Annotated in this window: 10 protein-coding genes; 6 read left to right on the top strand and 4 right to left on the bottom strand. The window is 63.9% G+C overall.

Annotation, left to right across the window (positions count from 1 at the left end; all coding sequences use genetic code 11):
* Positions 1 to 7 precede the first annotated feature (7 nt).
* Positions 8 to 3166 carry a Ti-type conjugative transfer relaxase TraA gene (gene traA, locus G432_RS19455; protein WP_015449240.1) on the bottom strand — a complete coding sequence of 1053 codons (3159 nt, stop codon included), beginning with the start codon at positions 3164 to 3166 and terminating at the stop codon, positions 8 to 10.
* A 173-nt stretch (positions 3167 to 3339) separates the two neighbouring features.
* On the opposite strand from traA, the gene traD reads away from it, so the two are divergent.
* The 6 genes from traD (at position 3340) to G432_RS19425 (ending at position 7852) form a co-directional block, all read left to right on the top strand.
* Positions 3340 to 3645: a conjugal transfer protein TraD gene (gene traD, locus G432_RS19450; RefSeq protein ID WP_015449239.1), complete on the top strand. Its 306-nt coding sequence runs from the start codon at positions 3340 to 3342 to the stop codon at positions 3643 to 3645.
* A 37-nt stretch (positions 3646 to 3682) separates the two neighbouring features.
* Entirely contained in the window at positions 3683 to 3901 is a 219-nt protein-coding gene (locus tag G432_RS19445) for a conjugal transfer protein TraD (RefSeq protein ID WP_015449238.1), read from the top strand.
* Positions 3894 to 4448 (top strand): AAA family ATPase, encoded by a 555-nt coding sequence (locus G432_RS19440; RefSeq protein WP_015449237.1) that lies wholly within the window; start codon positions 3894 to 3896, stop codon positions 4446 to 4448. Before G432_RS19445 ends, G432_RS19440 begins: the two co-directional genes overlap by 8 nt.
* On the top strand, positions 4441 to 4704 hold the full coding sequence (locus G432_RS19435) for a hypothetical protein (RefSeq protein ID WP_015449236.1): 264 nt from the start codon (positions 4441 to 4443) through the stop codon (positions 4702 to 4704). The genes G432_RS19440 and G432_RS19435 overlap by 8 nt, the downstream gene beginning before the upstream one ends.
* Before the next feature lie 262 nt (positions 4705 to 4966).
* The gene (locus G432_RS19430; protein ID WP_015449235.1) at positions 4967 to 6529 is read left to right on the top strand and encodes a type IV secretory system conjugative DNA transfer family protein; all 1563 of its coding nucleotides are present in this window, start codon (positions 4967 to 4969) and stop codon (positions 6527 to 6529) included.
* Positions 6530 to 6838: 309 nt separating this feature from the next.
* Complete coding sequence (locus G432_RS19425) at positions 6839 to 7852, top strand: MFS transporter (RefSeq protein ID WP_015449234.1); 1014 nt, start codon at positions 6839 to 6841, stop codon at positions 7850 to 7852.
* A 12-nt stretch (positions 7853 to 7864) separates the two neighbouring features.
* On the opposite strand, the gene G432_RS19420 is transcribed toward G432_RS19425, so the two are convergent.
* The 3 genes from G432_RS19420 to G432_RS22760 form a co-directional block, all read right to left on the bottom strand.
* A complete protein-coding gene (locus tag G432_RS19420) occupies positions 7865 to 10834 on the bottom strand; it encodes a Tn3 family transposase (RefSeq protein WP_015449233.1) in 2970 nt (989 codons plus the stop codon).
* A gap of 91 nt (positions 10835 to 10925) precedes the next feature.
* Entirely contained in the window at positions 10926 to 12344 is a 1419-nt protein-coding gene (gene merA, locus G432_RS19415; protein ID WP_004213247.1) for a mercury(II) reductase, read from the bottom strand.
* Positions 12345 to 12381: 37 nt separating this feature from the next.
* Positions 12382 to 12711 carry a heavy-metal-associated domain-containing protein gene (locus G432_RS22760; protein ID WP_004213249.1) on the bottom strand — a complete coding sequence of 110 codons (330 nt, stop codon included), beginning with the start codon at positions 12709 to 12711 and terminating at the stop codon, positions 12382 to 12384.
* Positions 12712 to 12723: the final 12 nt, after the last annotated feature.

Here is a 12723-nt window from a genome sequence, read left to right as displayed (position 1 = left end):
TTTCTCCTTACCGGCTTAAGCCATGATCGCGGCCGATCCCGAGTTCATGCGTCAACTGGCGACCTAGATCGCCCCCGCCCATGTCCCGGCCCCGCCCCATGCCGATCTCAAGCCCCAGCTCGCGCGTACGATTGCGCAGGATCGATTCCACCTGAGGATCGCGCTCAAGGCTTTTCGCCATGCCCGCCATTTCCTTGCCTGCCCGATCGCGGCCTGTCGTGTCGCCAGCGCGATAGAGGCGGTCGCGGTCCTGGGAGAGTTGTTGCCAGCGTTCCACGAACCTGTCGGCGCGCAAGTTCGGATCGGCCCGCACCCGCGCCTCTTGGCGCATCGCCTCGATCATCGGGCCGCTGCGCCCCGCCGCCGCGTCGCGCAGCAAGGCGGGATCGCGCTTCATCGCTGCTGCCATATCCTGCGAGGCTCCCGGCCTGGCCTGGTCCAGCGCCTCGGTTGCGCGCTCGAGCGCGACCTTCTGATGCTCCAGCACCGGCCCGCCCGATGCCCGCGCCTGCAACACCGCTTCGGCCGAACGCGAGGCGCGCTCGACCGCACGCCGGAAATCGCGGTCCTGGCCCTGCTCAGCGCGCGCTGGGATTTCCTTCGCCGGCGTCGGCGCTGGCGTGCGCGACGGCAGTTTCAGCCCGTCGAACATGCCACGCTTGGGAGCCGCCTTTTCCTTCGCGCCCTGTGCTGGCTCGGCCGCCTTCGCCGGGTCGGCCGACAGCTTCAAGCCGTCGAACATACCCCGCCGCGGCTGTCGCTCGGCCGCGGCCTTCGCGTCGCCAGCGCCGCGGCCGCTGGCATCACGGTGGCCGATCTCGCGCGTGCGTGGATCTTCGCCCATCTGGCGCATGGTGCCCGCGCGCGGACCAAGAAGCTCCACGCCCTGACGCTCGGGCGCATCCGCAACGCGGATCTCGCCCGACAGCCCGCGCCGGTCAGCGAAAGCACGAATCTCCTGATCGGGATCACGGAACATCGGATAGTCCGATGCCATGTCCTTCGCCCGCTCGCGCCCCAGCGTGCGGACAAGCCGGCGATCGTCGGCGAAGTCGTCACGGCCGTAATGGAGCTGCACCCCGTCACGGTGCCGCGACAGCGCCACATAGGCCGAATGGCGGTCCATCCCCGGCGTCGCCAGCACATGCCCCTGATCGACCGTCACGCCCTGCGATTTGTGGATGGTCGCAGCATAGCCATGATCGACATGGGCATAATCTTTCAGGTCGAACGCGACGCTCCGGCCATCGTCAAGGCGAACGGCCATGCTGTCGGGCGATACCCGCTCGACCTGCCCCAGCGTGCCGTTCTTCACCCCTAGCCCGCGCTCGTTCTTCAGGAACATGATGCGGTCGCCCGCCGCGAAGTCGCGCGCGCCCCGCTCGGCCGACACGCGCACGTTCTGCCCCAGGTCGCCGGCGTCGCGCAGCCGATCGCGCGCAGCCAGGTTCAAATCGCGCACCTCGGCATTGGTGTGGGTGAGGATGATCCGGCTCTTGTCCGGATCGGCGCGGCGCTGCGCGTCCCATGTGTCGATCAGCTCGGCCCGCGCCGCCTCGCGCGTCTCGGCCGCGTGGACCATGCCGTGCTCGGCATAGGCATGGATCGCCTCGCCGGTGCGGCCCGTCGCCAGCGCCCGCGTGGCGTCACGCTGCCAGTCCTCATGCTGCCGGCGAACCTCGTTGATCTCAGCCGCGCCGTGGCGCTCGGCAAGCGAGCGGAACGCAGCGCCGGCCTCGATCGCCTGCAACTGCTCGGCGTCGCCGACAAGGACCACCTTCGCCCCTGCCCTCTCGGCCTCAGACAATACGCGCTCCATCTGGCGCGTGCCGATCATGCCGGCCTCGTCGATCACCAGCACGTCGCGCGGGCCTAGCAGCTCGCGGCCCTGGTCCCACTGATATTCCATGCTCGCGATCGTGCGCGAGGCGATGCCGGAACCGCCCTCAAGCCCCTCGGCCGCGATCCCCGACAAGGCCGCGCCCCGCACCTGATAGCCCGCCCGCTCCCATTCGTCGCGCGCCACGCCCAGCATGGTCGATTTGCCGGTGCCGGCATAGCCGACCACGATTGCCAGGTCGTTCTTGCCGGTGATATGCGCCAGCGCGTCCCGTTGCTGGTCCCCCAGCGCGAGGCCACCACTCCCGGCAGCGTCCAGCCCCCTTGGTTGCGACGTTGCCGGGAGACCATGCCCCGTCCGATCGGCAAGCCGATCGCCGGCGCGCTCCAACCGCTGCTCCGTCTCGATCATATCGCGGGAAGTAAAGCGGTCCTCGCCGCGCCAGTCCTTCCCCAGCGCCACCAGCTCGGGCGAGGTTCGCACCGCGCTCATCACCTGGTCGAACTGATCCTTGCCGTCGCTGTGGCGGAACGCGAACTGCGCCAGGTCGCGCCGCGTGAACGTCGCCTGTTGCCGCGTGATAGCATCGAGCGCGATTTGCGGATTGGCGATGATCTTTTCGCCATTCTCGCGCGCGATCCGGGCATGGTCCTCGACCCGCTCGGCCTCAAGCCCCTGTTCGGGCATACGCGACGCCGCCGGCCCGATCTTGTGTTGCGGCTCAAGGTCGATGCCCTGCGCCTCCAACGTCCGATGGTCTATGCGGGCATCAATATCCAGCTCGGCCAACCGCTCGTTGACATGATCGGCCCACGCCTCGCGCCACTCCTGCAAGAGCGCCGTGCTGTTCCACTCGCGCACCTTCTGGCCGAAGCCCTCCGGCCCTACCTCGCGCATCGACAGCATGACATGCGCGTGCGGCTTGGGCTGGCCGTCCTTCCCCATGTCCCAATGCACATTCATGTCCGCGACCATGCCGCGTTCCACGAACTGCTTTTCGACAAAATCGCGGGCAAGCTGGATGCCCTGTTGCTGGTTCAACTCGCGCGGAATCGAGAACTCGACCTCGCGGGCAAGCTGAGCGTCCTTCCGCTTCTCGCCGGCCTCAACCTCATTCCACAAGGTCGCGCGATCGTTTAAACGCTCTGGCGCACCTTCGGGCAACATGATTTCCGAATGGACGACGCCGGCCTTGTTCGAGAAATCATGATCGCGCCCGAGCCGGTCATCGTGCAGCCGCTCAGCCGCACGATAGGCTGCACTGGCAACGGCGCTCGATCCGTTGGCGCGACTGATGACCTTGGCCGAGAAATGGTAGATCGCCATGACGGCCGCTATACTGCCTTTCTGAGCGCACGTCGGCAACGACGTATAAGCGCGCACTCACACTCTCTGCCGTTCGCATGATTGACTTGGCCGCATTTTCTAGCATGGGCACTACCTTTCCGGCACGATCGTGCTAGGCTGCGGCTCTGGTTCATGGGCGCGAGGGAGAGATGATGCGGAAGGTGCGCGACTATGACGCGGAGCTGCGGGCGCTCAATGACAAGGCGCGCGCGCTCAAGGTGAAGAAGGTCCAGCAGCTCGGCGAGCTGGTCACGTCCACCGGGGCCGATGCGCTCGACCTCGACACGCTGGCGGGCGCGCTGCTCGCCGCTGCCGAAAGCGCCAGCGCGGACGAAAGGGAGGCGTGGCGCGTGAAGGGCGCGGCCTTCTTTCAGGGACGCGGGCGCAAGGCTTCCCGACGCGCTGGCGGCAACGCACAAGGCGGAAACCAGACTGGCGCAGGCGAGACGCAGGATTGAGGCCGCCCAGCGCCGCACCGATACGAGAGGATGGGTCGTGGCCCGCCGCGAACGCACCCGCCATCTCATAGAGCTGGGCGGCCTCGTCCAGAAAGCCGGCCTGGTCGAACTGGCCGACGACGATCGCGCCACTCTCTACGGCGCGATGCTCGAACTCGCCGCGCAGGCGCGCGAGGATCGCGACAGGCTGGTGCTCTGGAAGCGGCGGGGCAAACGCGCCTTCGACGCGGAAGCGGAAGGCGAGGAGAATGGCTGATCTGCCCGATTTTCATATCATCACCGGCGGCCCTGGCTCCGGCAAAAGCACCCTCATTGCAGCGCTGGCGGCCGAAGGTTTCGACCACATGCCGGAAGCCGGCCGCGCCATCATCCGCGATCAGCTCGCAATCGGCGGCACCGCCCTCCCCTGGGCCGATCGCGCGGCCTTCGCGGAATTGATGCTGGGCTGGGAGTTGCGGTCCTGGCATGAGGCCCATGATCGCGCGGGGCCGGTCATCTTCGATCGTGGCGTGCCCGATGTTGTCGGCTATCTGCACCTGTGCAGTTTGCCCGTCCCGGCCGCTGTCGATCGCGCCGCCGACCTGTTCCGCTATCAGCGCCGGGTGTTCATCGCGCCGCCTTGGCCCGAGATATTCGTCGGGGATGCGGAGAGGAAACAAAGCCCGGAGGAAGCCGAGGCCACCTATCAGGCAATGGTCACGGTCTATGCCAGCCTTCGCTACGAGCTGGTAGCCCTCCCCCGCGCCCCGGTTCCCGAGCGCGTCCGCTTCATTCGCGCCCGGATTGGAGAACAAGATGACTGACGCCTCGCACCTCTCCTGGCAGCTCCTGATGGTCGGGCCGGGTATCGGCCACATCACCCCCGACATTCAGGACAAGCTCGCAACCCTGCTCGATCTGTTGCCTACTACCGCAATCATCAACGTCCAGACCGACGCCGGCTATGTCACCGTCTCGCGCGACTGGCCCAGCCACCGAATGAAAACCGTCGGTAGCCTGGTGGACGCCATCGCCGCCGCTCCGGGCATCACCGCTATCGACCTGCCCGAGAATCGCTGACCATGCGCCCCGGCTTAAACCATCTTCCCGGCGTGAAGCCTCTTGATCTGCGCCGAACATCCCGAAAGCGACAAGGGGAGGGAATCCTGATGATGGAATGGCTCCGCCAGCTCGGCCGCGCGATCCGCACCACGGCTCGATCGCCTGAAACCTCTCGAACGTGGACGGGAAGAACTATGCCCCTGCCCTTCGCCCTATGTCCCCGCCAGCCTGCTCGTTGGCTGCGCCTCATCTGGTTGACCACTCCGCTGGACCCGCAAAAATGAGCGGGCCTGTCGTCGGGGAAGAGAATAACGGGGGCTGCTTCCTTGTTATCGGCGGTAGCCTGGCTGTCCTGCTCGGCACGTCCTGGCTGCTCGAAAAGCTGCTGCCGACCGCGATCGCCAGCACCATCGCCTGGGTCGCGCTCGTCATCTTCCTCGTCCTGGTCTGGAAATACGGCTTCAAAGGCCGCCGCAACGAGCTGCTCGGCTCGGCCGCCTTCGGCGGACTCAATGACGTGCGCGCCCTGGCGAGCAACAAAGGCGATCTTCTCATTGGCCGGTCCTTCAAGACCGGCAAGCTGCTGCGCTATGACGGACCCGCCCATCTCCTGACCATGGCCCCGACCCGCAGCGGCAAGGGCGTGGGCACCATCATCCCCAACCTGCTGACCATCGACCGTTCGGTGATCTGCATCGACCCCAAGGGTGAGAATGCCCGCGTCACCGCCCGCGCCCGCGCTACCAAGGGCAAGGTCTGGTGCCTCGACCCCTTCGGCGTCTCCGGACAACCCGCCGCCCGCTATAATCCGCTCGACCGTCTCGACCCGGACAGCCTCGATCTGGCCGAAGACGCGATGACGCTGGCCGACGCCCTGGTCCATGATGCCGCAGGGCAAGGCGGCGAGGCCCATTGGAACGAGGAAGCCAAGGCGCTCATCGCCGGCCTGATCCTCTATGCCGTGGTCCACGAGGACCGCGAACACCGCACCCTGGCAACGGTGCGCGACTATCTCACGCGCGCGCCCAAGGACTTTGCCGATCTGCTGGCCCTCATGCAGGACAGCCGGGGCGCCGGCGGTCTCATCGCCCGCGCCGCCAACCGCCACCTCGGCAAGTCCGATCGCGAAGCCGCAGGGGTGTTGTCCTCGGCGCAGCGCCATACCCATTTTCTCGATAGCCCCCGCATCATCGCCAGCACATCGGCCTCGGATTTCACCTTCGCAGGATTGAAGGAGGGGGTTTCCACGGTGTTCTTGTGCCTGCCCCCCGATCGCCTCGACGCCTATTCGCGCTGGCTGCGGCTACTGGTCGCCCAGGCGCTCACCGACATGGCCCGCTCGCCCGCCAGGCCAGCGCGGCCCGTCCTGTTCCTGCTCGATGAGTTCGCCGCCCTGGGCAGGCTCGAACCCGTCGAGCGCGCCATGGGCCTGATGGCCGGATACGGATTGCAGCTCTGGCCCATCTTGCAGGACATGCACCAGCTGCGCGCGCTCTATGGCGAGCGAGCGGGCACCTTCCTGTCGAATGCCGGGGTGTTGCAGGCGTTCGGGGTGAACGACCATGCGACCGCCGAACTGCTTTCCAAGTCGATGGGGCAGGAAACCCTCGAATTTCGCACGGCGGGTTACTCCGAGACGCACGGCAGCATTTTCGAGCGCAGTAAGCATACCCGCTCAACCAACACTCAGGTCAGCACCCGCAACCTCATGAACCCCGATGAAATCATGCGGATGGGGCCGGACGAGCAGCTGCTATTGATCCAGGGTAAAGACCCTCTCCGGGTCCAGAAGATCCGATATTACGACCAGCGCGAATTCGCGGGCAGCTTCGATCAAACGTAAAATGACGGCATAGAATATATCCGAATATATTCTGGCGATCGGCGCGGGATAGCCGTAAACTCATCTTTGGTCGCCGGGGTCGTGGAACGCCTTATGTACTTAGGTGCGACCCAAGCTCCGCCGCGTCGTGGAAGCGCGGCGGGGCTTGTCGCGATTCCTTCCCGATCCCAAGATCACTTTGGAGTAAGTGGGTCCGCCGGTTAACAGCCCGGCGGACCCGGTGCATGTGATGACCACATATGAAGCCCCTCTATCATAGCCGATCGGAGGCCCGTATGCGATGAGATTCGATCCGGTGTAGGAAACCTGATGGAGAATACACATGGATCGGTCGCGATCGGATTTCGGCAAGGCTGGGGATGGCTGGTTCTTGCCGCGCTGACGGTCTCGACGATCGGCGATGAAATCACGCTGCTGACACTGATGTTCCGCACGGCCGAGAACGCGCCCTCCTACGCGGTGCCGGCGCTGCTGATCGCGGAGTTGCTCCCCGGTCTCATCGCCGCGCCCTGGGCGGGCCGCCTGATCGACCGCCGGGACGCGGCACGCATTCTGGTTGCGGCCTCGGTGCTGCAAGCGGGCGTGATCGCGCTCATCGCCCACCATCCGGTTCTCACGCTTGTCGGGGCGGCCTGCCTGAGCCTCCTGTTCACGATCAGCAGCGCCGCCACCTTTGCGCTGATCCCGTTACTGGCGAACGCGCTGGGGATGACGCTCGCACGCGCCAACTCGCTGCTGGAAATCGTCCGGAGCCTCGGGATGCTCGCCGGTCCTGTCGCTGGCGGCGTGCTGGTGGGTTGGATCGGATCGCGCGCCGCGCTCCTGGCCGACGCCGCCAGCTTCGGCCTGCTGGCGCTTGTCGTGCTGGCAAGCGGCCTGCGCCGCGCGCCCGAGCGCGGCGACGTGGAAGAACGGACGCTGTTTGCGGACTATCTCCCGCTGCTCCGCAATCGGCGCGTGATGGTGGTGACGGGCGCGCTCAGTCTCGAAGTGTTCGCGACCGCCATCGCCGATGTCGCCTTCGTGTTCCTCGTCACCGTGACGCTGGCGAGCGGCCCGACCACCTTCGGCGTGCTGACCGCACTATGGGCTGGGGGAATGCTGATCGGCGCCGCGATGGCCGAAAAGGTCATTGGTCACAGGGTTGGCCTGGCCGCGTTCGGCACAGCCGCTGTCATGGGTGCAACCATGCTGCTGATCGGTCTCGCGCCGATCGGATTTGCGATCGTCGCTCTCGCCTTCATCCTGGGCGGCGGGGCCAACAGCATCCACAATGGCGTCACCTCAAGGTTTGTTCGCCAGACAACGATTTCTCGGACATAAGCGGAACATGGGCTACGCTACACGCTTCAACCGCGCCATTGGCTCGTTGAGTGGGTGGAATTCACCTGCTGGAAGTCGCCTGGCCTGCTCCCAGAGGTAATCGCCGGTCAGACTGATGTGCGCCCAGCCCATCGGAGAAAGGTGCGCAAGCAGTGCCGCATCGAACGTCGTGCCGACAGCGTTGAGGTGCTGGGCGGCCCGGTCGAGATAGACCGTGTTCCAGTAGGAAATCGCCGCAATCAGCAGGTTCAGCCCAGATGCGCGAAATTCCTGATTTTCCAGCGAGCGATCGGTGAACCGACCCTGCCGGTTGGTATAGATGGCGGCGGCAAGCGTGTGCCTCGCCTCGCCTTTGTTGAGACCGGCCTGACAGGCACGTCGCAGTTCCGGTTGTTCAAGCCAATCGAGCGTGAACAAAGTGCGCTCGATACGGCCCAGTTCAGCCAATGCAAAATCCAGCCTGTTCTGGCGTTTGTAGGCGGCAAGTTTTCGCAAGATTACTGACGGCGCCACCGTGCCATCCTTGATTGAGGCGACAATCCTGACGATGTCATCCCAATCGGCCTCGATCGCTGCCGTTTTGATGGTGCGGCCCATCAGATTTTCGATGCCCTTGTATGTCGATGGCGCAGCGATCGAACCCAGCTTGCGGTCGCCAATATCGCGCAGCCGGGGCGCGAAGCGGAACCCGAGTAGGTGGCAGAGTGCGAAAACATGATCGGTGGCGCCGCCGGTATCGGTATAGTGCTCATGCAACGGAAGGTTGCCGGCGCCCAGGACAAGCCCGTCGAGCACGTAAGGCGCTTCACCTGCCGTCGCGGACATGATTCGTGATCCGAATGATGCGAAGTGATCGGAAAGGTGAGAATAGATTTTCACGCCAGGTTCGGCGCCATATTTGGCATTGACGTCCGCCGCCCCTGAACGGCTCCGCCCCGACCGGAAGAACTGGCCATCGGACGACGAACTGGTGCCAGCGCCCCAATGCCGCGCGAAGGGTAATTCGTGATGGGCTGAGATGATCATGGCCAGCGCGGCCTGATAGTTCTCGGGTGAAAGATACCAGTTGTGGGTCCATGCGAGTTGGGCATAGCTGACGCCTTCGCTGGCATTGGCCATCCGCTCCAGCCCGAGGTTGGTGCCATCAGCCAGAATTGCGGCGAGTACCGTGCTGGGGTTGTCGTGCTCCTTGCCTGAGCGCAGGTCACGGAATGCGTTCAAAAAACCAGTGCGTTCGGCGACTTCAAGCAGCAGCTCGGTGATGCGCACGCGGGGAAGCAGGGTATCGAGCTTGCGATCGAGGGCTTCAGCTTCCGGTGGGGTGACAGGCGGCATTTGCTGAAGCTTGAGCCGGTCTCGTTCGAGCGACACTCCCTCAAGCTTGTTTGTTTTCAACTGCTTGGCAAATCGGCGCAGCCGCCAGTCAAGATTTCGTGCCCGGTCAGCGAGGTAGGATGCAGCATTTGAATCGAACGGAAGCACATCCGCCACTTTGGCGGCGTCGCGCCGACCCAGCAAATAGGCATCGAAGCGCTGATAGTTGCGGGTTCCCTCGATCCATACATCACCGGCGCGCAAACGATCACGCAAGGTTGCCATGATCGCAATTTCATAACGTCGGCGGTCGATACGGCCGCTTTCGGTGATGAGACGCTTCCACTGCCGATTGGGGAATGGCAGTGGAACGCCATCGGGAAAGTCGCGCGACTTTCGTGTGTTCGCATCGCGAATGACATCGATGGCTTTGATCAGTGCCGTCCCTGTTCCAGACGCCTTGAAGGTGAAGGCGTCCAGAAATGCCGGGCTGAAACGCCGTAGCGTGGCGTAACGCTCGGTTGCCGTTACCAGTGCGTCCTCGCCGGCAAGATCAGCAAGGGCATCTACTTGGGCCTTTGCCGCAACAAGCCGGTGCCAGCCCACCGCTTCGTCAATCAATTCGAGCGGATCGCCGCCATTCTGGACAGCCTCATCAAGTGCTGTAATCGTGGCGCCAAACAGCCGCATGAGTTGCCCCACCGACTGAATACTATCTTGGTAGCGACGCTCGCGCCCACGCCGCGCGCGCGTGAACATGCCGCCGATAAGTCGGTCAAACATTTGGATCGCGGCATCGGCAAGTCTGGCCTCAAGGTCGATCACTGCGGCCGTCAACGTCGCCCGCCTGCGATTGACGCTGTAATCCGAAAGCAGGAATGCCGGTGCCACGCCGCCCTCGCGGACAAATTGGGCAAAGCGGAATTCCGGAATGGCGCCCCCAACTACCGGGTGGATACCTATGCCGCGAACATAGCGCAGGCGCTCAAGCAAGCCATTGATATTGGCCGCAGTCGGGGCTTCTTCGAAATTACGCAACCACGCCAGCGGTGTCATGCCGAAATCCGGGTTGTTGATTACGAGTTCGTCTAGCCGTGTCAGTTTAGCAGAGCTGAGGCCTTCGACGATTGCGGCTGCGGCAGCTTTGCGTGCGCGTGCCCGGCCAGCAAGACCGGCGCGTTCCAGTGTGTCGCCTGACGGAAGAATGAACCGCTCACCCTTCAGGCCAACCATGAGGGCGCGAACAATCGGTTCACCTCTGTCTGTATACTCGGCGGCTTGCGCGGCAAGATTCAGGGCAAGTGCCAGGTCGCCGCGTCGAAACGGGCGTATGCCAAGATAACGCGCCACGAGATCGGCATGATCGGTACGGGTTTGCGCGCGCTGACCATATGCAGAGAAGGAGGAAGGATCGACGAATAACTGTGCCGCGAGGTACTGAAGAATGACGTCGGGAAGCCCGATCTCGGGTTGCAGACCAAAGCCGGGATGTCGCATCAAAGCGATTTGTGCAGCCAGACCGAGGCGATTTGCTGGACCATAGCGGCGCCCAACCAATTCAACATCTTCCGCAGAAAGGGTATAATGCCCAATGATCGCGGTTTCTTGGACAGGAGGATCGAACAGGCGCCGGCGCTCGTCTCCGGTCAGAAGTCGGCGTCGTGCCATTTTGCTCTCCCGCTGAGGCGAATAACAAAATTGACACCAAAGCGGCTTGCACTGGAGGGAGGCCATTCGTTGCCGGTTGATCCCCGAGCAATCACCCGGCGCAGCAAGACAGTTTGGCGACATCCTTATCAAACGTTTGGGCCGCCAGTTTGAGGCCTTCCACAGTGGTCAGGTAAGGAAATATCGTTGCACCCAATTCCAGGGTGGTCATGCCGTGTTTGATCGCCAGCACCAGTGTCTGGATCGAATCCGCGCCTTCGGGTGCCATGATCTGGCCGCCCAGCAAACGGTCGTTCGCCTTGTCGGCAATCAGTTTGATGAGACCCCGCGTATCGCGTGCTGCCAGTGCCCTTGGCACAGCATCGAGCGGGAGCAGCGAAACCTTGATGTCCAGGCCTTGCGCCCGTGCTGTCGTTTCAGTGAGGCCGGCGCTGGCGACTTGCGGGTCGGTGAAGACGACGGATGGCATGGAGGAATTGTCGTAGCGGTATTGGTTGCCCGTCACCGCGTTGCGCGCGGCCAGTTTTGCGCCATAGGCGGCCATGTAGACGAACTGGTCCCGTCCCGTTACATCGCCCGCCGCGTAAATGCCTGGAACCGACGTTTCGAGGTGGTCATCGACGACGATTCCACCATTACGGGCAAGCACTATGCCGCGCTCCTCCAGCCCAAGCCCGTCGCTATTGGGTCGGCGTCCGGTGGCGATGAGCACCTGTTCCGCCGCGACGGTGTCACAATGCCCCTCGCAGGTCAATTCGACCCCGCTCTGTGTTTGGGCGATACGCTGATAGCCGACACCTGCGCAAACCCGCACGCCCTCGGCTTCCAAATAGTTTTTCAGCGCGGCACTCACTTCCGGGTCCATTTCGGGGAGCAGGCGGCTTCGGCAGCAGATGGTGACATCAACGCCCAGACGCGAAAACATCTGTCCCAGTTCTACCCCGATCACCCCGCCACCGATCACCAGCAGCGATTTGGGCAAGCGATCCAGCGCCAGCGCCGATGTGCTGGTTAGGTAGGGCACGCTGTCCATCCCCGGAATCGGCGGCACGGCGGCGTGCGCACCCATCGCCAATATGACCTTGCCGACCTTCATGGGCGCATCGCCGACAATCAGCGCACCATCGGCAAAGCGTGCCTTGCCCTCGATATAGCTCACACCGTCATAGGCGGGCAGCAGATCGACATATTTTTTTTGGCGCAGCGTCGTGACAAGATCGTCCTTCGACGCCGCCAATACGGACCAGTCATCCATCTGGACAGCGCCCCCAAGGCCGGGAAAGCGCGCGGCGGCAAGCCCACCATGCACCGCTTCGGCGGCGCGGATCAGCGTCTTGGAAGGAACGCAGCCAACATTGACACAGGTGCCGCCAATCGTGCCGTGACCGACGAGCGCCACTTTCGCGCCCAGATCGGCAGCGGCGATCGCGGCGGAGAACCCGGCAGAACCCGCGCCGATGACGGCCACGTCAAATCCTTCCTGCCCGGGGCGGTTGCAACAGTCGTTCATTGCTTATCGCTTTCTTGAGGCGCTGGCGGCGCCCCGCTCAGTTTTGAATAGCGCGCGCCGGATAACCCGCGTTGGTTGATGCAGCGGCAATCGCAGCAGCATTGGTGCGGCGCGGGTTATAGGTTGCGCGCGCGGTCTTGGCTGCGAAATCGACCGTGACCGCCGTTACCCCGGCGACGCCTTCCATCGCCTTCTTCACGGTGATCGGGCAGGTGGCGCAGGTCATGTTCTCTATGGCAAAGGTGGTTTGCTTCTGAGCGGTTGCGGTAGCCGCGGGGCGATCTTGCGCCGTGCCACTAACTGCATAGGCGACCCCGCCGCCAGCCATAGCCAGCACGGCCATAGCGATACATACTGTCTTTTTCATGGGTATTTCCTT

This window comes from Sphingomonas sp. MM-1, assembly GCF_000347675.2.
In the GTDB taxonomy this organism is placed as follows: domain Bacteria; phylum Pseudomonadota; class Alphaproteobacteria; order Sphingomonadales; family Sphingomonadaceae; genus Sphingomonas_E; species Sphingomonas_E fennica.
The sequence above is the reverse complement of the archived record's forward strand: the minus strand, read 5'-3'. Positions and strand labels throughout refer to the sequence as shown.